This window comes from Achromobacter sp. RW408, from assembly GCF_003184165.1.
Lineage (GTDB): Bacteria > Pseudomonadota > Gammaproteobacteria > Burkholderiales > Burkholderiaceae_B > Achromobacter > Achromobacter xylosoxidans.
Genome location: NZ_QHHO01000022.1, coordinates 342,600 through 363,917, shown reverse-complemented (window position 1 = coordinate 363,917; position 21,318 = coordinate 342,600). Strand labels below are relative to the sequence as shown.

The following is a 21,318-nucleotide window of genomic DNA, read 5'->3' as shown; positions in this document are numbered from 1 at the left end:
AGGATCAGGCGGCCGCGCGGGCCGGCGCGGCGAGCTTGCGCTCGATGGCGGTGCCCTGGAAGAAGGCCGGATTGGCCTCGGTGTAGAAGCGGTAGGGGTTGCCGAACACCAGCGCCTTGAAGTCCTGCGCGCTGATCACGCCCTGTTCGACCAGGTCCCAGCTTTCGGCCAGCGGCGCGGTCAGGTCGGGCACGTCCCAGTGGCCGATATCCGAGGACCAGATGGCGTTGATCTTCACGCCCAGCGGGTTGACCTTGTCGTTGAAGGCCGCCGCCACGGTGCGGTCGTCGGATTCCGAGCCGAAGTAGAAGCTGTCGACCCAGCGCTTGCGGATGTCCTCGACCGATTCGATGCCGGCGGCGGCGAAGTCGTCCAGCTCGTCCGGGTGCGGGTCGCGGCTGTGCGGCAGGGCCGAGATGCCCAGGCTGTCGCGCAGCAGCTGCTGCGGGTCGATGTCGCGGCCGCGGATGAAGTCGGCGCCGTAGCGCTGGAACAGCTCGTGCAGCAGCGCCACGTCGGCGTTGGCCGGGTTGTAGTTCTGCACCGCGGCGCGGTTGCGCTTTTCCCAGCGGTCCACCAGGTGCGTGTAGACGTGCGAGCCCCAGTCGGCGCCGCCTTCCAGCAGCGCCACGCGCAGGTTCGGGAAGCGCCGCGTGACGCCGCCGAAGAACAGCGCCTTGGCGAAGGCCTGCGAGCCATCGGCGAAGTGGCCGATGTGGTTGAACATGTAGTTGCTGATGGAATGGCGCCCGGTCCAGCCCTGGCTGCCGTAGTGCGTGGTGACCGGCACGCCCAGCGCGACCACCTTGGCCCAGAACGGGTCGTAGTCGTACTCGCTGTCGATGCCGTAGAAGTCGATGTAGCTGGCGTGCCGGGCGATCTCGGGATGGTCGGCGGCGGGATACTTGCGCGCGATCGCCTTGATCGGCCGCTTGACGCCGCCGGCGATGTTGATGACCTTCAGCCCCAGCGTCTTGACCGCGAATTCCAGTTCCTCGATGCCTTCCTGCGGCGTGTTCAGAGGAATGCCGGCCACCGGCGTCAGGCGGTCGCTGTACTTGCGGTACTGGTCCGCATGGAAGTGGTTGATGGCGCGGTGCAGCGGCTGGCGGAACTCATCGCCGGCGCCCAGCGGCGCCAGCACGTCGTTGGGAAACAGCACGGAATAGTCCGCGCCTTGCTCGGCCAGGCGTTCGTTGAGCAGCTCCGGCAGGGTGTAGGTGGCCAGGTCCAGCGTGTTGCGCGTGACCCGCGCCCACCAGGGCGAGCGCAGGGTGCGGTTGTCCTGGCGCTCGGCCGGGGTCTGCTGGTACCAGTCCTTGCCGCCGCTCCTGGTGGCAAAGCGCGAACCGAGGGCCTTGCGCAAGGCATCCACCAGCTTGCCGCCGCCGTAGTGCTGGACGTAGTCCTCCAGGACCGGCGCGTAGTCGTTGACGTGCACGTCGGTGTCGATCACCGGGTAGTCCAGCGTCGCCTTGACGGCGGCGGATCGTGACGCTTGGCTCGGGTGCAAAGGCTGGTTCATGCTGGCGCTCTCCGTAGTTCATGTCGCGAGGCGCAGGGGAATTCCCTGCTTGCCTGGCAAACATTACGGGAGCGCCGCGCGGCGCCCAACGAAGGATTGGTTGTTTAGTTGTGCGTCATGACTAAATAACCAGGCCGCCCGATCAGCCGCCGCGGCGCGCCGTCAGCCACTGCGCGGGCTTGAGCGCCTGGTTGACGATGCGGATTTCGCCGATGCTGCCGAAGAAGCCGTCGGCGCGCGCGCCGTCCCACGACCCGGCGCCGATGATCCACGGCATGTTGGCGGCCAGCGTCGCCAGGCCAGGGGCGTCGGCCACGTTGCGCAGCACCGGGGCGCCTTCGACGTACAGGATGGTCTCGTGCGTGGCGCCGTCGTTGACGATGGCCACGTGCATCCATTTGTCGGCGATGATCTCGCCGGACCAGTTGGCCTTGGCTTCGCGCGCGCCGCTGCGCTCGGGCACCACCTCCCATTGCACTTCGCGCAGGCTGGAGATGGCGAACAACAGGGGCGGCGATTCCGGGTCGCCGCCGCTGTAGCCGGGCAGGTCGCCGCGCTTGCCGTCGCGCGTCATGATGTTCATCCAGGCATTTTTCTGCGAGGTCCAATCGCGGTCGATCTTGATGAAGGCTTCCACCGTGTAGCCGTTGGGCACGGTCTCGGCGTTCAGCACCGCCGAGGTGGCGGTGCTGAAATAGCTCATGCGGCCGGTGTTCTTGTCGGTGTTGAGAAAGCGCACCGAGCCGGGCGCCGCCGACAGGTAGTGATGGTCGCTGGACCACACCAGGTCGCCCAGCTGGGCGCCGGCCACGCCGTCGATGTTGAGCGCGGCGCGGCTGATGGGGTTGAGGCCGGCCCGGTCCTGGATCACCTGGCCCACCGGCACCGGCTGGCCATCGGCGCCGCCGAAGAAGCGCCAGTGCGCCAGCGTGCCCGGCACCTGCGGGTAGTCGTCGCTGTCGACCGCGGGCTTCTGCGCGTTGGCGGTGGGGTCGGTGTAGTTGGCCAGGATCAGCGCGCGGGCCTGGTCCACCAGCGAGGTGTGCGTCGGCGCGGCGGCCTGGAACGTCTTGTTGAAGCCGCCAAAGCGCTTGGCGAAATCCATCTTGATGGTGAATTGCTCATTGGCGCCCGTCAGCACCGCCTGGTCGAAGGCGTTGAGCGTGTCCTTGGGCTTCTGCGGCACCCAGGGCGAGAACGACAGCACCCGGATCTCGTTGTTGCTCAGGTCGAATTCATACAGCCGCATCAGGCCGTTGCCACCCTGGTAGGCCATCTGGTAGTCCACCACCATTTCCTCGACCGCGTTGCCGAAGGCATTCATCTTGGTCAGGCGCGCGGCGCCATGGTAGTGGCCGTTCAGGGTCATGAAGATCTGGTCGTTGTCGCGGATCAGCTTGTCCCACAGCATCAGGCCATACGGCACTTCGAGCGGGCTGACGCCGTCCTTGTCGATGTTGAGCAGTTGGTGGTTGACGAGGATCACCGGCAGCGTCGGATTGGCGCGGATGACCTGGTTGGCCCAGGCCAGGGCGGCCGTGGAGATGCGCCACGACAATGACAGCACCATGAATTTCTGGCCCTCGGCCTCGAAGACATGGTATTCGTGGAAGCCGCTGGGATCACGGCCACCGAAGGTGGCCTGCTTGGCCGCGCGTTCGGGCCCGAAGGCCTTCAGATAGGGTTCGTTCGCCAGAATGCGATCGGCATCGGAGTCTTCGTCCATGTGGGCTTTGTCGATGTAATCACGGTCCCGGATCACATCGTGATTGCCCGCCAGGATCGAATACGGCACCTTGGCGTCTTCCAGGATCTTCATGGCCGAGCTGGCCACGGTCCACTGGTCCGGCTTGCCCTGCTGGTCGACCACGTCGCCCAGGTGGATCAGGAAGGGGATGCCCAGCGACCTGGCATGGTCCGCGACCCACTGCGTCTGGGCCTTGTACGGCTCGCTGCCGTACTTGCGCATGAACTGCTGGTTCTCGGCGTCGGTGGCGTAGCGCGAGTAGAACTGCGTGTCCGGCAGCACGGCCACGGCGAAGCTGGAGATGTTCTTCGGTTGCGGCGCGGGCGTGCCGGTCGACGGGCTGTCCTCATCGTCGTCGTCATCGCTGGAGCAGGCCGAAAGCAGCAGCGAGCCGCCCACCGGCAGCAGCGTGGCGCCAAAGCCGGCTTTCAGCAGGCTGCGCCGGCGCGGATCGGCCGCCGTCGGCAGGTTGTTGGAAATCGTGGCAATGCCGTGCTTGCCGTCTTGCGTGTCGTGCGCCATCTGTGTGCTGCCCATTCAGAAAAAGTGGGAAGCTTAGGAACGCCGAATGACGAACGTGTTAAGCGCGCATGAATATTGTGCGCGGCAGGCCGACGGCGGGCGCGGGCACGGCGCCCGGGCCCGCGCCGTTGCGCATCAGGCGCGTTGCGAGTCCAGCGCTTCCTGGTTGCGTTCGACGTCCTGCGCCTTGGCGTAGCTTTCGGCCAGCAACTGGTACGACGGGAAAATGCCGCCGTAGATTTCCGCCCATTGCGCCGCGTCGTCGCGGTGCCAGGTGCGTTGCAGTTCCGACGCCACCGCGGCGGTGTCCATCGGCACCACGCCGGCCTGGACCACGCGCGCCAGCGTGATTTCCTGCGCCATCTTCGAATAGGTGCCCGAGGCGTCGATCACGGCGAACACCTGGTAGCCGTCGGCCACCGCGGCAATGCTGGGAAAGGCCATGCAGACGCTGGTGATGGTGCCGGCGATGATCAGCTGCTTGCGGCCGGTGGCCTTGACCGCGGCAACGAAGTCGGGATTGTCCCAGGCGTTGATCTCGCCACGGCGCGCGACGTACTTGGCATGCGGCGCGTTCTGGTGGATCTCGGGGATCAGCGGACCATTGGGACCTTGCGGCACCGAGGCGGTGGTGATCACCGGCATCTTGGTCAGCGTGGCCATCCTGGCCAGCGCCGAGGCGTGGGCGCGCACGGTGGTGAAGGGCAGGTCGCCGATGGTCTGGAACAGGCCGCTCTGATGGTCGATCAGCAGCATCGCGGCCTGGTCCGGAACGATGACCGGACGGGCGCCATTGAAGTTCGCGGGTTGGCTCATGACGGGACTCCTTTGGGGGTGGGTAAGCAGAGTCATCACGATAATTTGCGGACGATGGCGGCGCTAGTAGGTCAAAATTGCCATCAGCGTTCCAAAAACAGGACGATAGCGCGGTCCGCGCGACAGCGCGCTAGGGAAAGGCCATCAACCCGTCCGCCTCGCCCGCGCCCGGATCGACCAGGTCGACCCGGTCCGGCGCCATCTCGCGCACCAGCCGCGTCAGCACGCGCGCGAACTCGCGCGCCTGTTCCGATGGCGCATAGGAACTGGGCAGCAGGAAGCCATACGGCATGGTCAGGCGTGGCTCGAAGTCGCGCAGCACGATGCCGGGCACGTTGGCCGCCAGGATCGGATCGGCCAGCGCGATGCCCATGCCCAGCGCCGCCAGTTGGCAGGCGGACTGGCCCGACGAGGTTTCCATCACCAGCCGCAGGCGCAGGCCGCGTTTTTCCATCAGGTCGTCGATGTGCTGGCGCAGCAGGGTGAAGGGACGCAGGGCGATGAAGGGTTCGTCCTCGATGTCGTCGACCGTGACGACGCGCCGGGCCGCCAGCCGGTGGCCTTCCGGCATGGCGATCACCAGGCGCACCTGGGCAAAGGTGCGCGAACGGATGCCGGGAAAGTCGATCGGCAGCGCGGCCACGCCCAGGTCGAACTGCTGCCCCGACATCCACAGGCCGACGTCCACCCGCGAGCGCACTTCCAGCGACACCCTGACCTTGGGATGGCTGCGCGCGAAATCGGCGATGGCGCGCGGCGTGACGCTGTAGGCGAAGTAGGGCTGGGTCAGGATGCGCAGCCAGGCGTCCTGCTGGGTGCGGATCGAGTCGGCGATGCGCGAGACTTCTTCGAAACCGGCCAGGATGTGGCGCGTGCCTTCATAGAAGCGCAGGCATTCCTGGGTCGGGATCAGGCCGCGCCCCTGGCGCAGGAACAGCGGAAAGCCGACTTCATCCTCGAGCGCCGAGATCAGGCGGCTGATCTGCGGCTGCGTGCGGTGGATGCGGTGCGAGGCTTCGGTGACGCTGCCGGTCTCGAGCACGGCGCGCAGCGCCTGCAGGCGGTTCAGGCGCATAGGGACAAACCCCGACAGGCGGCGCGAGGCGGGCGGGCACGGACCGGTGCCTGCCCCAGGGCAGGGCGGCCTGGCGGCGGCAACACATTACAAAAGCGCATGAATCAATACTCCAAACGAAATTGACGCATGAATTCACGCAATCTTAGGATCATCCCACCTTCAACGAAAGAGGCGCGGCGTGAATATCCTGGACAGACCGGTTTCCGTGGGCGGACCCGCGGCACTTTTTCCCGATGACCGCAATGGCATCGAGCAGCTCGACTGGAGCAATGTCGGCGACGCGTTCCCGATCAAGCAACGGCGGGCCTACCTGAACAACGCGTCGATCGGCGCGCTGAGCCTGCCGGTGGTGGCGGCCGTGAACCGCTTCATGGAGGACGTGCGCGACAACGGCCGCAACGCCTATCCCGAGTGGTGCCGCTACGCCGAGGAGACCATCAAGGCCCGCATCGGCCGTCTGATCGGCGCGCACCGCGACGAGATCGCCTACGTCAAGAACACCACCGAAGGCCTGGTGCACGTGGCCAACGGCTTTCCCTGGCGCGATGGCGACAACCTGATCCTGGCCGACATCGAATACCCGTCCAACGTGTATTGCTGGATGAAGCTGGCCGCGCGCGGGGTTACCATCCGCTGGGTGAAGAACCGCAACGGCCGCATCCTGGTGGACGATATCCGCAAGCTGATGGACGACCGCACCCGCCTGGTGTCGCTGAGCGCGGTGCAGTTCTCCAATGGCTTTCGCCAGGACCTGGAGGCCACCTCCAACCTGTGCCACGAACGCGGCGTGTACCTGAACCTGGACGCGATCCAGTGGGCCGGCGCGCTGGAGCTGGACGTGGAGCGGCTGGGCATCCACTTCCTGTCTGTGGGCGGCCACAAGTGGATGCTGGCGCCGATCGGCACCGGCTATTTCTATTGCCGCAAGAGCGTGCTGGGGCTGCTGGACCCGCCCAGCGTGGGCTATCACAGCGTCGACAGCACCGAAGACCACATGCATTACCTGCTGGAGTACCGGCCCAATGCCGGTCGCTTCGAAGAGGCGCTGGCCAACTTCACCGGCATCTGGGGGCTGGACGCGGCGGTGCGGGTGCAATTGGCGTTGACGCCGGCCCGCATCGAAACCCACATCCTGGAGCTGACCGACCATGCCGGCGCCGCCTTGCAGCGCAAGGGCTACCAGATCGTCAGTTCGCGGGCGCCGGGCGAGGCGTCGGGCAACCTGTCGTTCAAGCATCCGGGCCATGACGCGCAGGAACTGGCGCAGCGCCTGCGCGACGCCGGCGTCGACCTGGCGGTGCGCGGCGGCAACCTGCGCATTTCGCCGAGCTACTACAACGATTCCAGTGAAATCGACCGGCTGGTCGAGGCGCTGCCGTCCTGACGGCGCGCCCGGCACGGACCGGCATTGTGTACAAGGGGTAAAACATGACGATGATGCATACCTGGCGCCGCCTGGCGCACCTGTTGAGCGCCTGCGCCCTGGCGGCTGGCGCCGCGGCCGCGCAGGCCGCCGAGACGCCCAAGCAGGGCGGCACGCTGCGCTATGGCACGGTGTCCGAGATCGTGTCGCTCGATCCGCACGTCTATGGCGGCAGCGCCTGGAAGGTGCTGATCGAGGCGCTCTACAGCCCGCTGGCGGGCTATGACAAGAGCGGCGCGATCGTGCCGCGGCTGGCGCAAAGCTGGGAACAGCCCGACGCCCGCACCATCGTGTTCCACCTGCGGCCCGACGTGGCCTTCCAGGACGGCTCGCCGGTGACCGCCGACGACGTCAAATTCTCGCTCGACCGCATCCTGGACCCGGCCACCGGGGCCACGCTGCGCTCGAACCTGCAGGGCGCCACCGTCACCGTGGTCGATGCGGCCACCGTCAAGGTGGAAAAGCCCTCGGCCGACGCCACCATGCTGAGCGTGCTGGCCTTGCCCGAGGCCGCCATCGTCTCGCGCAAGTGGGTCGAGGGCGGCGCCAACCTGAAGCTGTCGGCCAACGGCACCGGCCCGTTCCAGCTAAAGAGCTACGAACCGGCCGTGCGCGCCAGCCTGACGCGCAACCCGCGCTACTTCGTCAGTGGCCAACCGTACCTGGACGGCGTCGACTTCCGCATGATCAAGAGCGACGACGCGCGCGTCAACGCCTTGCGCAGCCAGTCGCTGGACATGATCGACTTCGTGCCGTGGAAGGACATCGACGTGCTGCGCCGCAATGCCGGCACCCGAATCGACACCGCCGGCGGCGCTTTCATGAGCGTCTGGTTCAACACCGGCAAGAAGCCGTTCGACGACGCCCGCGTGCGCCGCGCGGTGTCCTACGCCATCGACCGCGAGGCCGTGTCCAAGGCCGCCTTCTTCGGCTACGGCAAGCCGATCTACGGCGCGCCCACGCCCGAGGATTCGCCGTACTACGACAAGTCGCTGGACGGCACCTACAAGCGCGACACCGCCAAGGCCCGCGCCCTGCTGGCCGAGGCCGGCTACGGCAACGGCGTGGACGCGTCCATGGTGGTGTTCCAGGGCCTGGGCATCTACACCACGATGGCACAGGTGGTGCAGGCCAACCTGAAGGAAGTCGGCATCAACCTGAAGCTGGAACCCGTCGAATGGGCCACGCTGGTCGAGCGCAAGAACCGCGGCGACTACGAGTCGATGATCTACGGCGTGTCGGTCAAGCTGCCCGACCCGGACGCCTACGCCTATTACCTGGGCGGCGACTCCAGCTACTGGGCCAAGCCGATAGGCTACCGCGATCCCGAGCTGGAAAAGCTGCTGGCCCAGGGCCGCGCGCTGACCGATCCCAAGGCGCGCCAGCCGATCTACCAGCAGGCGGAGAAGCGCATCCTGGAGACCAGCCCGTGGGTCTTCGTGAGCTGGCGCGAGCAGGCCCAGGGCTACCTGCGCAAGGTGCAGGGCTACACCCAGCTGGGCGGGGCGCTGAGCGAAAGCAGCCCGGGCATCTCGCTGCCCACCATGTGGCTCAAGTGAGCGCGCCGGCATGCTGCCCTTTCTGCTGAGGCGCCTGGGGTCTGCCGCCATCACGCTGGCGCTGGCCACGGGCGTGGTGTTCATCGCCATCCACCTGCTGCCCGGCGATCCGGTCGCCATCATGCTGGGCGACCAGGCCGGCAGCGATCCGGTGGCCGTGGCGCGGGTGCGGGCGCAACTCGGCCTGGACCTGCCGCTGGGCACGCAGTTCACGCACTGGGCCGGCGCGCTGGCGCGCGGCGACCTGGGGGTTTCGCTGCGCACCGGCGAACCGGTAGCCGACGAACTGGCGCGGCGCATTCCGCGCAGCCTGGAGCTGATCGGCGCCGGGCTGTTGATCGCCGTGCTGCTCGGCGTGCCGCTGGGCGTGGTCGCGGCGCGCTCGCGCGGCCGGCTGGCGGGCGCCCTGGCCGCGGTGATCGCGGTGGCGGGATTCTCGGCGCCGGTGTTCGTGCTGGGCATCCTGCTGGTGCTGCTGTTCAGCCTGGCGCTGGGCTGGCTGCCGTCGTCGGGCTTCGTGCCGTTCTCGGACGACCCGCTGCAGCACTGCCTGGCGCTGATCCTGCCGTCGCTCACCATCGGCCTGAACTTCATGGGCGTGGTGGCGCGCATGACGCGCGCCAGCCTGGCGGACGTGATGGGCCGCGACTACGTCAAGCTGGCCCGCGCCAAGGGCATGCCGCGCGGCCGGGCGATCCTGCGGCACGCGCTGCCGAACGCGCTGGTGCCGGTCATCGCCATCGTCGGCGTGCGCGCCGGCAACCTGCTGGGCGGCACCGTCATCATCGAGGCGCTGTTCGATTGGCCGGGCCTGAGTTCGCTGCTGGTGAGCGCGGCATTCTCGCGCGACTACCCCGTGATCCAGGGTTCGCTCCTGGCCATCTTCGCCTTGTTCATCCTGATCAGCCTGGTCATCGACCTGGCGCAGGGCTTCGTCGACCCCCGTATCCGCAGGCCTTCCGCATGATCGCATCGCTTCGTATCCCCAAGACCGGCGTGGCGGTCCGGCTGGCGCTCGGCTTCCTGGCCGTGGTGGTGCTGGCCGCCATCCTGGGCCCGGCGCTGGGCCTGGCCGATCCGTACCGCATCGACGCCGCCAACCTGCTGTCCTCGCCGTCCTGGCGGCACTGGCTGGGCACCGACGAACTGGGCCGCGACCTGCTGGCGCGGGCGGTCTACGGCGCCCGGGTGTCGCTGTCGGTGGCCGCGGCGGCGGTGATCCTGGCGGGCGTGCTGGGCGTGGCGCTCGGCGTCGGCGTGGCCTTCCTGGGCCGGCGCGCCGAGGCCGCCGCGATCCGCGTGGTCGACGTCTTCGTGTCGCTGCCGGAGATCTTCGTGGCGCTGGTGGTGCTGGCCTTCATCGGCGGCAATCTGCCGACGCTGGTGGGCACCATCGGCATCCTGTACGCGCCCCAGTTCGCCCGCGTTGCCTGGGGCGTGGCGCGCGGCATCCGGGCGCGTGAACACGTGCTGGCGGCCAGTTCGCTGGGCGCGGGCAGCGGCTGGATCATCTGGCACGAGGTGCTGCCCAATATGCGCTCGATCATCGCGGTGCAGGCTTCGTTCACGTTCTCGTTCGCCATGCTGCTGGAGGCCGGCCTGAGCTTTCTCGGCCTGGGCGTGCGGCCGCCGGTGCCTTCCTGGGGGCAGATGGTGGGATCGCTCAAGGATTACCTGTTCACCAATCCGTGGCCGGTGCTGGTGCCGGCGCTGGCGCTGTTCTTCACCGTGCTGGCCGTCAACGTGCTGGGCGACTGGCTGCAGGACGCGCTCAATCCGGAGTTGCAACGATGAGCCACGACGCCGACGTGCTGCTGGCGGTCAGGAACCTGACCGTCGATTTCGACACCCCGCAAGGGCCGTTCGCCGCGGTCAAGGGCGTGGACCTGACGCTGCGGCGCGGCGAGGTGGTGTGCCTGGTGGGCGAATCCGGCTCCGGCAAATCGGTCACGGGCTTTTCCCTGATGGGCCTGGTGGACCCGCCGGGGCGGGTGGCGGCCGATTCGCTGCGCTTCGACGGCCGCGACCTGCTGCGCGCGACCGAGAGCGAGCGGGATGCCCTGCGCGGCAAGGAGATGGCGATGGTGTTCCAGGAACCGATGACCGCGCTCAATCCCGGCCGCACCGTGGGCAGCCAGATCGCCGAGGTCATCCGCCTGCACGGCCAGGCGGGCCGCAAGGCGGCCTGGGAGCGCGCCGTGGCGCTGCTGGAGCGGGTCGGCATCCGCGAGCCGGCGCAACGCGCCAAGGCCTATCCGCATGAGCTTTCGGGCGGAATGCGGCAACGGGTCATGATCGCGATCGCCTGCGCGCTGTCGCCCAAGCTCATCATCGCCGACGAGCCGACCACCGCGCTGGACGTGACGGTGCAGGCCCAGGTGCTGGAACTGCTGTTCTCGATCCAGGCCGAAACCGGCGCCGCCGTGCTGTTCATCACCCATGACCTGGGCGTGGTGGCCGAGATCGCCGATCGGGTGGTGGTGTTGCGGGCGGGCGAAGTGGTGGAAGAGGGCATGGTGCAGCAGATCTTCGCGCGCCCGGCGCATCCCTACACCCAGGCGCTGCTGGCCGCCGTGCCGGACGTGGACGCGCCGCGCGACCGCGCCCGCCGCCTGGCGCCACCGGCGCGGGCCGCCGTCCGGGGAGCCACGCCATGACCGATTTCATCCTGCGCGCCGAAGGCGTCACCAAGGACTATGTCGCCGCCCGCGGCCTGCTGGGCCGGCCGACCCGCGTGGTGCACGCGGTCAAGGGCGTCAGCCTGGCGATGGCCGCCGGCACCACGCTGGCCCTGGTGGGCGAGTCCGGCTCGGGCAAGAGCACGCTGGGCCGCTGCATCGCCGGCCTGCTGCGGCCCAGCGCGGGCCGCATCCATCTGGCCGGCCATGACGTCGGCCAACTGGCCGGTCCCGCGCTGCGCGCCTTCCGGCGCCAGGTGCAGACCATCTTCCAGGACCCGTACTCCAGCCTGAATCCGCGTCGCACGGCAGGGGACGCCATCATGGACGGCATGGTGATCCACCGGCTGCACACGCCCGACGAACGCCGCGCGCGCATGCTCGCGCTGCTGCAGCGGGTGGGGCTGCGGCCCGAACACGCGCAGCGTTTTCCGCACCAGTTCTCGGGCGGCCAGCGCCAGCGCATCGCGATCGCCCGGGCGCTGGCGCTGGAACCGCGCTTCATCATCGCCGACGAGGCGGTGTCGGCGCTGGACGTGTCGGTCAAGGCGCAGGTGCTGGACCTGCTGGCCGACCTGCAGGCCGAGCATGGACTGACCTACCTGTTCATCTCGCACGACCTGGGCGTGGTGCGGCACTTCGCCGACCGCGTGGCCATCATGGCCGCGGGCGAGCTGGTGGAAGAGGGCGAGTGCGACCGCATCTTCGAGGCGCCGGCGCACGACTACACCCGCAGGCTGATCGCCGCGGTGCCGCGGCCCGATCCGACGCGCAGGCGCCTGCGTCCGCCGGCGGGGCAGGGCCGGCCGGCTTGATCCACGTCAAGGCAAGGGGCTGATCGCCGCGCGATTGGCCTTTCCGTGCGTCCTACAGCTGCCCGCGGGGCCTTTTTCACGGCACCCTGCGTGCTACCATCCGCGACTTCAAGAGGATGCGAATGCACACAGGCGCCGTTGCCCGAAGACGCTGCACCGCGCTGGTCGCGGTGTTCCTGTTCGTCTTCCAGGCGCTGATCGCTTCCGCCGCATTGGCCGGGCCCAGCACCGCGCCCGGCGCCACCACCATCGTCTGCACCGCCAGCGGACCGCGTGTGGTCACGCTGGACGCTGGCGGCGGCCTCGCGCAGGACGTGCAGCAGCATAGCGGCGCATTGCCGCATTGCTGTTTCGCCGGGTGCGCCATGCTGGGCGGCGCGGCGCTGCCCGGGCTGGCGTTGCTGGCCTGGCTGTTGCCCAGCACGCCGCTGGCGCTGCCGGCGCCCACCATCGATATCCATTTCCCCAGCGCGCAGGCGCGGTTGCCACGGCAGCCGCGCGCGCCCCCTCTGTTGGCCTGAACCCCGTCCTTTCCATTTTTTGCTGGCGCGCACCGATGCGGCCCGCGTGGTCGCGCGCGTCCAGCCTGTTCAGATCCAGAGAATCCCATGCGCAAGAAAAAGGAAATCCTGCGGGCCAGCTGCCTGGTCACCGCGTTGGCGGCGGCATTGCCCGCCTGGTCGAACACCGTCGACAGCGACGGCATCACGATGACCGACCCGGTGGTCATCACCGGCGTGGCGCCAAGCGCCCCGCTGACCGTCACCACCGATCCAAAGATCCCGCGCCAGCCGCTGCCGGCCAGCGACGGCACCGACTATCTCAAGACCATCCCGGGCTTCTCGGCCGTGCGCAACGGCGGGACCAACGGCGATCCGGTGCTGCGCGGCATGTTCGGTTCGCGCCTGAACATCCTGACCGATGGCACCTCGATGCCGGGCGCCTGCCCGGCGCGCATGGATGCGCCCAGTTCGTACATTTCGCCCGAGAACTTCGACAAGCTCACCGTCATCAAGGGTCCGCAGACGGTGCTGTGGGGGCCGGGCGCCTCGGCCGGCACCATCAAGTTCGACCGCGACACACCGCATTTCACCGAGCCCGGCGCGCGCTTCGATGGCAGCCTGCAAGGCGGATCAAACGGCCGCAACGACCAGGCCGCCGACCTGACGGTGGGCAACGACAAGGTCTACACCCGCTTCACGGCCAATCACTCGCATTCGCAGGACTACAAGGATGGCGACGGCAACACCGTGCCGTCGCGCTGGGACAAATGGAATGCGGACGTGGCGCTGGGCTTCACGCCCGACGCCGATACGGTCTATGAATTGACGGCGGGCACCGGCGACGGCCAGGCGCGCTATGCCGGCCGCGGCATGGACGGCTCGCAGTTCAAGCGCGAGAGCTTCGGGCTGCGCGCCGAGAAGCGCAACCTGGGCGGCACGCTGGACAAGCTGGAGGCGCAGCTCTACTACAACTACGCCGACCACGTGATGGACAACTACACCCTGCGCAAGCCGGACCCGCACGGCATGATGCCAATGGCGATGGCCTCCAACGTGGACCGCGCCACCTGGGGCGGCCGCATTGCCGGCACCTGGAACCTGGCGCCCGACCTGAGCCTGGTGACGGGCCTGGACTTCCAGCAAAGCCGCCATCGCTCGCGCAAGGGCAACGCCAAGGTTTCGTACCGCGCCAACAGCTGGATCAAGGACGCGAGCTTCGCCAACACCGGGGTATTCGGTGAACTGACCTGGCATGCCGCCGACGACAGCCGCGTCATCGGCGGCGCGCGCGTGGACTGGGCCTCGGCCAAGGACTTCCGCCGCGAGACCGGCTCCAGGATGATGCTCAGGCCCAACCCCACGGCCGGCGAGCGCCGCAACGACACGCTGCCCAGCGGCTTCCTGCGCTATGAACGCGATCTGGCCGCGCTGCCGGCCACCGTCTACATCGGCCTGGGCCACGCGGAGCGCTTCCCCGACTACTGGGAGCTGTTTTCGCCGACCAAGGGGCCGGACGGTTCGGTCAACGCGTTCCGCGGCGTCAAGCCGGAAAAAACCACGCAACTGGACCTGGGCGCGCAATACAAGACCGATACGCTCGACGCCTGGGTGTCGGGCTATGCGGGCTACGTCGACGACTTCATCCTGTTCGACTATGGCAAGGGCGGCATGGGAGGCATGGGCGCGACCGCCCAGGCGCGCAATGTCGACGCGCGCATTGCCGGCGGCGAGCTGGGCGTGTCGTACCAGGTCGCGCCGCGCTGGAAACTGGGCGGCACCTTGGCGTATGCGTGGGGCCAGAACCGCAGCGACGGCCGCCCCATGCCGCAGATGCCGCCGCTCGAAGCCCGGCTCAGCGCCGCCTACGACGATGGCACCTGGTCGGCGGGCGCCCTGTGGCGCGTGGTGGCCGCGCAGCGCCGCTACGCCCTCGAGCAGGGCAACGTCGTCAGCAAGGACTTCGGCCCGAGCGCCGGCTTCGGCGTGTTTTCGCTCAACGGCGGCTACGCGTTCAGCAAGCAGGTGCAGCTGTCGCTGGGCGTGGACAACCTGTTCGACAAGACCTATGCCGAGCACCTGAACCTGGCGGGCGACGCCGGTTTCGGCTTTGCCGCCAACACGGCCTTCAACGAACCCGGGCGCACCTTCTGGGCGCGCCTGAGCTTCAAGTACTGAGCGCCGTCCGGATCCGCTTGAGATCCCGGTCCAGCTCGATGCGCATCGCTTTCAGCAACGCCCGCGCGTTCTCTGAAAGCGGTGTGCCGGGCCGGAACACCAGCAGGCAGGCAAAGCCGATGTCCAGTTCCAGCGGCTTGATGGTCAGGCCGCGCGCCAGGTAGTCCAGCGCCATGACCGGATGCACCAGGCCGATGCCGACGCCGTGCAGCGCGAACTCGCAGACGGAATTGGAATAGGGCGTCTCCAGCACCGGCCGCAGCGCCAGGCCCTGGTCGTGCAGCGCCGTTTCCAGGCGCCGGCGGCTGGCGTCCTCGGGGTTGAGCGCGATGAAGGGATGCTCGGTCAGGTCGCGCAGCGTGATGCGCGGCCGCGCCGCCAGCGGATGGCGGCTGTGCATGGCGATCACGCCCGGCACCCGCAGGAATTCCGAATGCTCCAGGCCGGCCACCGACAGTTCGTCGGCCATCAGGCCGAAATCGAGTTGCCCGGCCGTGACCTGCTGCAGCACCTCGCGCGAACTCATGATCTGGAACGACATCTGGATGCGGCGGTCCTGCAGGCCGAACGCGGCGATCGCGCGCGGCATGAAGCCGGTGCCCAGCGCCGGCAGCGACCCCACCGCCAGGCGCCCGACGCCGAACGATTTGAGGCTGCGGATGCGGTGCTCGATCAGCTCGAAGCCGGCGAAACAGCGATCCACTTCCTCCATCAGCGCGCCGGCCTCCTGGGTCGGCACCAGCCGGCCGCGCACGCGCTCGAACAGCCGCAGTTCCGACGAGGTTTCCAGCTTGCGGATGGCCTGGCTCACCGCCGGCTGCGAAATGCCCAGCAGGGTGGCGGCCTTGCTGGTGGTGCCGGCCTGCATCACGGCCCGGAAGACCTGGATCTCGCGCATGTCCATCTATAAGTCCCGCTTATTGACTAAGTTTCTTCGATTGTTGAGGCAATGGTAGGAAAGGCAGACACTGGCGCTGTTCCCGATCACTCCTAAGCCCAGCAAATAGATTAGATGAAAGCTATCAATCAGACTAATAGAGATTTCGCCAGCCTCTCGCCCGCCGTGCAGCGCGCCTCGACCGTGGTGTTCGACTCGCTCGACGCCTTCGTCAACCGCAAGCACCGCCAGCCCGACGGCTTCAGCTACGGCGTCACCGGCACGCCCACGGCGCGCCTGCTGGAAGATCGCATCGCCGCGCTCGAAGGCGGCCGCCACTGCGTCATCACGCCGTCCGGCGCGGCGGCGCTGATGACGGTGGTGATGGGCTTCGTGCGCGGCGGCGACCACCTGCTGCTGTCGGCCGCCTGCTATGGCGCGCTCAAGACCTTCGGCGAGAAGTGGCTGGCGCACATGGGGGTGGATGTGGAACTGTACGACCCGTCGATCGGCGCCGGCATCGAGGCGCTGATCCGCCCGGCCACCCGCATGATCTGCATCGAGGCGCCCGGCACCGTCACCATGGAAATGGCCGACGTGCCCGCCATCGCCGCCGCCGCGCGGCGCCACGGCGTGCTGACCATGATGGACAACACCTGGGCCAGCCCGCTGGGCTTCCAGCCGCTGGCGCACGGCGTCGACTTCAGCGTCGAGGCCGCCACCAAGTTCTTCGGCGGCCATTCCGACGTGCTGATGGGCAGCATCAGCATGAACGACGCCGACCACTACGCCGTGCTGCGCGAGACCCAGAGCATCCTCGGCCAGCAGGTCAGCCCGGACGACTGCTTCCTGGTGCTGCGCGGCCTGGAGACGCTGGCGCTGCGGCTGCGCGCGCAGAGCGACGCGACCCTGCGCGTGGCCGAGTGGCTGCAAAGCCAGCCGCAGGTCGAGCGCCTGCTGTACCCGCCGCTGCCGTCGGACCCGGGCCATGGCCTGTGGAAGCGCGACTTCCGCACCAACGGCTGCCTGTTCTCGATGATGCTGGCGCCAGCGCCCGAGGCGGCCTTCAACGGCTTCTTCGATTCGTTGCGCCATTTCGCCATCGGCGCCAGCTGGGGCGGGGTGCACAGCCTGGCCGCCTATTACCCGGCGGGGCTGCAGGCCGGCCGCGCCTTCCCGGCGACCGACCGGCCCATCGTGCGCCTGTCGATCGGTCTGGAGGAGGTCGACACGCTCAAGGACGACCTGCGCGGCGCGCTGGCGGCCTACCAGGCGCAACGCTGAACGCGCGGCGGGCGCCGTCGCTCGTCCGCGCGGCCGGAGCCTTCCGGCGCACCTGTTCAACACCGGCCGGCCACGCATGGCCGACCGGCTCGAAGCGCCTCGAGGCGCTCACCACATAGCAAGGGGAATTGCCATGTTCAGCTTCAAGCAGACTTACCGTTGTCTCGCCCTGGCCATCGCGGCCTGCGCCCCGGCCGCCGTGCCGCTCCCGGCACAGGCCCAGGCCGCCGCCCAACCCGCGGCGCAACCCACGGCGCCCGCGACCGGCGCCTCGCCGGTGGCGGCCGCGGTCACGCAGACCAACAGTCCCACGGTGGACCAGATCCGCGCCCGCGGCTACGTCATCTGCGGTTCCGGCCATGGCACCACCGGCTTCTCGGCGCCCGACAAGGACGGCAACTGGAAGGGCCTGGACGTCGACACCTGCCGCGCCATCGCGATCGCGGTGCTGGGCGACGCCAGCAAGACGCGCTTCGTGCCGCTGACGGGCCAGCAACGCCTGACCGCCTTGCAGACCGGCCAGATCGACGTCCTGCCGCGCACCACCTCGTGGACCCTGCGGCGCGATGCCAACGGCATCAACTTCACCTACCCGAATTACTACGAGTACGACGCCTTCATGGTGCGCAAAGACCTGGGCATCACCCAGACCAAGGACATGAACGGCGCCACCATCTGCGTGCAGACCGGCTCGACCAACGAAGTCACGGTGGCCGACCTGTCGCGCAAGTTCAAGCTGGGCCTGAAGACCGTGCTGTTCGACAACGTCGCGGCCTCGCGCCAGGCGTTCTTCTCCGGGCGCTGCGACGGCCTGATCACCGACGCCTCGGCGCTGGCGGCGGTGCGCGCGACCCAGGCGCAGAACCCGGACGACTACGTGATCTTCCCGGCCAGCGGCCACAGCGAGGCGCTGACGCCGTCGGTGCGCCATGGCGACGACCGCTGGTTCGACATCGTCAAATGGGTCATCCAGGTGCCGATCGCCGCCGAGGACATGGGCATCACCCAGGCCAACGTCGACGACATGCTCAAGTCCGACGACCCGCGCATCGCCCGCTTCCTGGGCAAGGAGCCCGGCAACGGCAAGGCGCTGGGGCTGGATGAGCGCTGGGCCTACAACATCGTCAAGCAGCTGGGCAACTACGGCGAGATCTTCGAGCGCAACGTCGGCAAGAACAGCCCGATGAAGCTCGAGCGCGGCATGAACCGCCTGTATCGCGACGGCGGCCTGATGTACCCGTACGTCTTCAACTGATCGGCGGCCGAGTCTCATCATGTTCAAGCGACTCTGGTTCGACGGCCGCGCCCGGTCCGTCCTGGCGCAGCTGCTGATCGCCGGCGCCTTCGTCGGCGGCGTGGGCTGGCTGGCCTGGAACGCCCACGCCAACCTGACCCAGCGCGGCATCGCCATGGGGTTCGACTACCTTGGCGAGGCGGCCCGTTTTCCCATCGCCGAAAGCCTGCTGGCGTACCAGCCGACCGACAGCTACGGCCGCGCCTTCCTGGTGGGACTGGCCAACACGCTGTACATCTCGGCGCTGGTGATCGCGGCCTCGACGCTGCTGGGCTTCGGCTTGGCGCTGGCGCGCCGCAGCCGCCATCCGCTGGTGACGGGCGTGGCCACGGTCTACCTGGAAGCCGTGCGCAACACGCCGCTGGTGGTGCAACTGCTGTTCTGGTACAGCCTGGTGACGATCAACCTGCCGCCGGCGCGGCAGGCGCTGCAACCGCTGCCGGGCGTGTTCCTGTCGGTGCGCGGGCTGTTCTTTCCCAGCCTGTCGCTGCAGGGCGATACCGGACCGCTGTGGTGGGCGCTGGGCGCCGCGGCGCTGCTGCTGTGGGGCGCGTGGCGCCAGGCGCGACGGTGCGTGGGCGGACGCGTGCCGTGGCGCGGCCTGGGCCTGCTCGCCGCGGTCGCGCTGGTGGCGGCCGCGGCGGGGTGGGGCGGGGCGTCGCTGCACGCCGACGTGCCGGCGCTACGCGGCCTGAACTTCGCCGGCGGCAGCGCCTTCACGCCGGAGTTCACCGCCTTGCTGGTGGGGCTGACGATCTACTCGGCCGCTTTCTCCGGCGAGATCATTCGCGGCGGCATCGACGCGGTGCCCGCCGGCCAGTGGGAAGCGGCCCATTCGCTGGGCCTGAAACCCGCCGCCGCGCTGCGCTGGATCGTGGTGCCGCAGGCGCTGCGCGTGATCATCCCGCCGATGACCAGCCAGTACCTGTCCATCATCAAGAACACCACGCTGGCGCTGGCGGTGGGCTACCCGGACCTGTCCTTCGTCATCACCACCACCATCAACCAGACCGGCCAGGCCATCGAGGGCGTGGCGGTGCTGATGGCGGTGTACCTGAGCATCAGCCTGAGCGTGTCGCTGTTCATGAACCTGTACAACCGCCGCATCCTGAGGACGCAACGCGCATGAGCCTGTCCCATCCTTCCTCCCTGCCGCCGCAGGCCCTGCGGCCGCCGCGCGAGCGCCGCGACAGCGCCTGGCACCGCCTGTTCGGCAGCGCCGCCAGCGCGCTCGCCACGGTGGCCACGCTGGCGCTGGTGCTGGCCGCTGCCGGCAAATTGCTGAACTGGGCGGTGCTCGATGCCGTCTGGCCAGGCGCCACGGGCGATGTCTGCCGTCAGGCCAGCGGCGCCTGCTGGGCCTTCCTGGGCGAAAAAATGCGCCAGATCCTGTTCGGCATCTATCCGCCCGGCGAGCAATGGCGGCCCACCGTGGTCTGCCTGTTCATCCTGGCGATGACGGTGTTCTCGCTCAGCCCGCGCCAATGGCGCGCGCGCACGGCGGTCATCTGGATCGCGGGGCTGCTGGCGGGCCTGGCGCTGATGCAGGGCGGCATGTTGGGCCTGGCGCGGGTGCCGACCTCGTCGTGGGGCGGCCTGCCGATCACGCTGCTGCTGGCGGTGTGCGCGTTGGGCGCCGGACTGCCGCTGGGCGTGCTGCTGGCGCTGGGACGCCGCGGCAGCCTGCCGACGGCGCGCTTCATCAGCATCGGCGTGATCGAGCTGATCCGGGGCCTGCCGCTGGTCAGCCTGCTGTTCATGGCGTCGATCGTGCTGCCCATCATGCTGCCGGCCGGCATGACCATCGACAGCCTGCTGCGCGCCGGCATCGCGCTGACGGTGTTCTCGGCCGCGTATCTGGCCGAGGTGATCCGCGGCGGCCTGCAGGCGATCCCGCCCGGGCAGGCCGAGGCCTCGCGCGCGCTGGGGCTGTCGTGGTGGCAGATGACGCGGCTGGTAGTGCTGCCGCAGGCCCTGCGCAAGGTGATCGCGCCGCTCACCAATACCGCCATCGTGATGATCAAGAACACCAGCCTGGTGCTGATCGTGGGCCTGTTCGACCTGCTCAGCTCGGGGCGCGCGGCGCTGACCGACCCGGCCTGGCCCACGCCCTACGTCGAGACCTATCTCTTCATTGCATCGATCTATTTCTGCATCTGCTTCGGCCTGTCGCGCTATTCGATGTGGCTGGAGCATCGCTATAAAAAAGGGGAACTCCGATGACCACGCCTTCCGCCGCCACGCCGCCCGCCATCGCCATCGCCGGCATGCACAAGTGGTATGGCGAATTCCATGTGCTGCAGGACATCAACCTGCAGGTCCGGGCAGGCGAGCGCCTGGTGATCTGCGGGCCGTCCGGTTCCGGCAAGTCAACCATGATCCGCTGCATCAACCGGCTCGAACGCCACCAGCAGGGCTCCATCGTGGTCAACGGCGTCGAGCTGACCGACGACCTGCGCGCCGTGGACGGCGTGCGCACCGATGCCGGCATGGTGTTCCAGCACTTCAACCTGTTCCCGCACCTGACGGTGCTGGAGAACTGCATCCTGGCGCCGACCCAGGTGCGGCGCATGGCGCGCGCCCAGGCGGTGGATCTGGCCATGCGCTACCTGGAGCGGGTGCGCATTCCCGACCAGGCCGGCAAGTATCCCGGCCAGCTGTCGGGCGGGCAGCAGCAGCGCGTAGCCATCGCCCGTTCGCTCTGCATGCAGCCGCGCATCATGCTGTTCGACGAGCCGACCTCGGCGCTGGACCCCGAGATGGTCAAGGAGGTGTTGGACACCATGACCTCCCTGGCCGAGGACGGCATGACCATGCTGTGCGTGACCCACGAGATGGGTTTTGCCCGCAACGTCGCCGACCGGGTGGTGTTCATGGACGGCGGCCGCATCATCGAGATGGGCGAGCCGGGCGATTTCTTCGACAACCCGAAGCACGAGCGCACGCGGGCGTTCCTGGAGCGCATCCTGCATTGAGGGCAGGGCGGCGGACGCGGTCGGAGCGCGGGGGTTTGTTTATGAAA

At 68.5% G+C, this 21,318-nt stretch carries 18 protein-coding genes; 13 read left to right on the top strand and 5 right to left on the bottom strand.

Annotation, left to right across the window (positions count from 1 at the left end; all coding sequences use genetic code 11):
• Window positions 1-4 precede the first annotated feature (4 nt).
• The 4 genes from DK459_RS03930 to DK459_RS03915 all read right to left on the bottom strand — a co-directional run bounded on the left by DK459_RS03930 (window position 5) and on the right by DK459_RS03915 (window position 5,685).
• Window positions 5-1,525 carry an amidohydrolase family protein gene (locus DK459_RS03930; RefSeq protein ID WP_110134468.1) on the bottom strand — a complete coding sequence of 507 codons (1,521 nt, stop codon included), beginning with the start codon at window positions 1,523-1,525 and terminating at the stop codon, window positions 5-7.
• Between the two features lie 142 nt (window positions 1,526-1,667).
• Window positions 1,668-3,809: a LamG-like jellyroll fold domain-containing protein gene (locus DK459_RS03925; protein ID WP_233256753.1), complete on the bottom strand. Its 2,142-nt coding sequence runs from the start codon at window positions 3,807-3,809 to the stop codon at window positions 1,668-1,670.
• Between the two features lie 120 nt (window positions 3,810-3,929).
• Entirely contained in the window at window positions 3,930-4,610 is a 681-nt protein-coding gene (locus tag DK459_RS03920) for a hydrolase (RefSeq protein ID WP_006384344.1), read from the bottom strand.
• Between the two features lie 130 nt (window positions 4,611-4,740).
• The gene (locus tag DK459_RS03915) at window positions 4,741-5,685 is read right to left on the bottom strand and encodes a LysR family transcriptional regulator (protein ID WP_006384343.1); all 945 of its coding nucleotides are present in this window, start codon (window positions 5,683-5,685) and stop codon (window positions 4,741-4,743) included.
• Window positions 5,686-5,866: 181 nt separating this feature from the next.
• Here DK459_RS03915 and DK459_RS03910 point away from each other — a divergent pair, with 181 nt between their 5' ends.
• The 8 genes from DK459_RS03910 (at window position 5,867) to DK459_RS03875 (ending at window position 14,841) form a co-directional block, all read left to right on the top strand.
• Complete coding sequence (locus DK459_RS03910; protein WP_006384342.1) at window positions 5,867-7,072, top strand: aminotransferase class V-fold PLP-dependent enzyme; 1,206 nt, start codon at window positions 5,867-5,869, stop codon at window positions 7,070-7,072.
• 44 nt (window positions 7,073-7,116) lie between these two features.
• Entirely contained in the window at window positions 7,117-8,670 is a 1,554-nt protein-coding gene (locus DK459_RS03905; RefSeq protein WP_006384341.1) for an ABC transporter substrate-binding protein, read from the top strand.
• A 10-nt stretch (window positions 8,671-8,680) separates the two neighbouring features.
• Entirely contained in the window at window positions 8,681-9,637 is a 957-nt protein-coding gene (locus DK459_RS03900; protein ID WP_020927733.1) for an ABC transporter permease, read from the top strand.
• Window positions 9,634-10,464, top strand: coding sequence for an ABC transporter permease (locus DK459_RS03895; RefSeq protein WP_020927732.1), 831 nt, complete (start codon window positions 9,634-9,636; stop codon window positions 10,462-10,464). Before DK459_RS03900 ends, DK459_RS03895 begins: the two co-directional genes overlap by 4 nt.
• Entirely contained in the window at window positions 10,461-11,327 is an 867-nt protein-coding gene (locus tag DK459_RS03890; protein ID WP_024068886.1) for an ABC transporter ATP-binding protein, read from the top strand. Before DK459_RS03895 ends, DK459_RS03890 begins: the two co-directional genes overlap by 4 nt.
• Window positions 11,324-12,163, top strand: coding sequence for an ABC transporter ATP-binding protein (locus tag DK459_RS03885; RefSeq protein WP_020927730.1), 840 nt, complete (start codon window positions 11,324-11,326; stop codon window positions 12,161-12,163). Before DK459_RS03890 ends, DK459_RS03885 begins: the two co-directional genes overlap by 4 nt.
• A gap of 122 nt (window positions 12,164-12,285) precedes the next feature.
• A complete protein-coding gene (locus tag DK459_RS03880) occupies window positions 12,286-12,684 on the top strand; it encodes a DUF2946 family protein (RefSeq protein WP_110134466.1) in 399 nt (132 codons plus the stop codon).
• Between the two features lie 87 nt (window positions 12,685-12,771).
• On the top strand, window positions 12,772-14,841 hold the full coding sequence (locus DK459_RS03875; RefSeq protein ID WP_070781620.1) for a TonB-dependent copper receptor: 2,070 nt from the start codon (window positions 12,772-12,774) through the stop codon (window positions 14,839-14,841).
• Here the strand turns inward: DK459_RS03875 and DK459_RS03870 are convergent.
• Window positions 14,831-15,745 (bottom strand): LysR substrate-binding domain-containing protein, encoded by a 915-nt coding sequence (locus tag DK459_RS03870; protein ID WP_006384141.1) that lies wholly within the window; start codon window positions 15,743-15,745, stop codon window positions 14,831-14,833. The two genes, DK459_RS03875 and DK459_RS03870, sit on opposite strands and share 11 nt — an antisense overlap.
• 108 nt (window positions 15,746-15,853) lie before the next feature.
• Between DK459_RS03870 and metC the strand changes: the two genes are divergently transcribed.
• The 5 genes from metC to DK459_RS03845 all read left to right on the top strand — a co-directional run bounded on the left by metC (window position 15,854) and on the right by DK459_RS03845 (window position 21,271).
• On the top strand, window positions 15,854-17,002 hold the full coding sequence (gene metC / locus DK459_RS03865) for a cystathionine beta-lyase (RefSeq protein ID WP_110134465.1): 1,149 nt from the start codon (window positions 15,854-15,856) through the stop codon (window positions 17,000-17,002).
• A 133-nt stretch (window positions 17,003-17,135) separates the two neighbouring features.
• Window positions 17,136-18,257, top strand: coding sequence for an amino acid ABC transporter substrate-binding protein (locus tag DK459_RS03860; protein WP_020927727.1), 1,122 nt, complete (start codon window positions 17,136-17,138; stop codon window positions 18,255-18,257).
• A 19-nt stretch (window positions 18,258-18,276) separates the two neighbouring features.
• Window positions 18,277-19,425, top strand: a complete 1,149-nt coding sequence (locus DK459_RS03855; RefSeq protein WP_110134464.1) for an amino acid ABC transporter permease — start codon at window positions 18,277-18,279, stop codon at window positions 19,423-19,425.
• A complete protein-coding gene (locus DK459_RS03850; RefSeq protein ID WP_038503548.1) occupies window positions 19,422-20,519 on the top strand; it encodes an amino acid ABC transporter permease in 1,098 nt (365 codons plus the stop codon). Before DK459_RS03855 ends, DK459_RS03850 begins: the two co-directional genes overlap by 4 nt.
• Complete coding sequence (locus tag DK459_RS03845) at window positions 20,516-21,271, top strand: amino acid ABC transporter ATP-binding protein (protein ID WP_024068881.1); 756 nt, start codon at window positions 20,516-20,518, stop codon at window positions 21,269-21,271. Before DK459_RS03850 ends, DK459_RS03845 begins: the two co-directional genes overlap by 4 nt.
• The last annotated feature ends 47 nt before the right edge of the window (window positions 21,272-21,318 follow it).

Bases quoted from the DNA above. Each gene is read 5' to 3' on its own strand.
- DK459_RS03930 (WP_110134468.1), bottom strand. From the start codon at position 1,525: ATGAACCAGCCTTTGCACCCGAGCCAAGCGTCACGATCCGCCGCCGTC.
- DK459_RS03925 (WP_233256753.1), bottom strand. From the start codon at position 3,809: ATGGGCAGCACACAGATGGCGCACGACACGCAAGACGGCAAGCACGGC.
- DK459_RS03920 (WP_006384344.1), bottom strand. From the start codon at position 4,610: ATGAGCCAACCCGCGAACTTCAATGGCGCCCGTCCGGTCATCGTTCCG.
- DK459_RS03915 (WP_006384343.1), bottom strand. From the start codon at position 5,685: ATGCGCCTGAACCGCCTGCAGGCGCTGCGCGCCGTGCTCGAGACCGGC.
- DK459_RS03905 (WP_006384341.1), top strand. From the start codon at position 7,117: ATGACGATGATGCATACCTGGCGCCGCCTGGCGCACCTGTTGAGCGCC.
- DK459_RS03900 (WP_020927733.1), top strand. From the start codon at position 8,681: ATGCTGCCCTTTCTGCTGAGGCGCCTGGGGTCTGCCGCCATCACGCTG.
- DK459_RS03895 (WP_020927732.1), top strand. From the start codon at position 9,634: ATGATCGCATCGCTTCGTATCCCCAAGACCGGCGTGGCGGTCCGGCTG.
- DK459_RS03890 (WP_024068886.1), top strand. From the start codon at position 10,461: ATGAGCCACGACGCCGACGTGCTGCTGGCGGTCAGGAACCTGACCGTC.
- DK459_RS03885 (WP_020927730.1), top strand. From the start codon at position 11,324: ATGACCGATTTCATCCTGCGCGCCGAAGGCGTCACCAAGGACTATGTC.
- DK459_RS03880 (WP_110134466.1), top strand. From the start codon at position 12,286: ATGCACACAGGCGCCGTTGCCCGAAGACGCTGCACCGCGCTGGTCGCG.
- DK459_RS03875 (WP_070781620.1), top strand. From the start codon at position 12,772: ATGCGCAAGAAAAAGGAAATCCTGCGGGCCAGCTGCCTGGTCACCGCG.
- DK459_RS03870 (WP_006384141.1), bottom strand. From the start codon at position 15,745: ATGGACATGCGCGAGATCCAGGTCTTCCGGGCCGTGATGCAGGCCGGC.
- metC (WP_110134465.1), top strand. From the start codon at position 15,854: ATGAAAGCTATCAATCAGACTAATAGAGATTTCGCCAGCCTCTCGCCC.
- DK459_RS03860 (WP_020927727.1), top strand. From the start codon at position 17,136: ATGTTCAGCTTCAAGCAGACTTACCGTTGTCTCGCCCTGGCCATCGCG.
- DK459_RS03855 (WP_110134464.1), top strand. From the start codon at position 18,277: ATGTTCAAGCGACTCTGGTTCGACGGCCGCGCCCGGTCCGTCCTGGCG.
- DK459_RS03850 (WP_038503548.1), top strand. From the start codon at position 19,422: ATGAGCCTGTCCCATCCTTCCTCCCTGCCGCCGCAGGCCCTGCGGCCG.
- DK459_RS03845 (WP_024068881.1), top strand. From the start codon at position 20,516: ATGACCACGCCTTCCGCCGCCACGCCGCCCGCCATCGCCATCGCCGGC.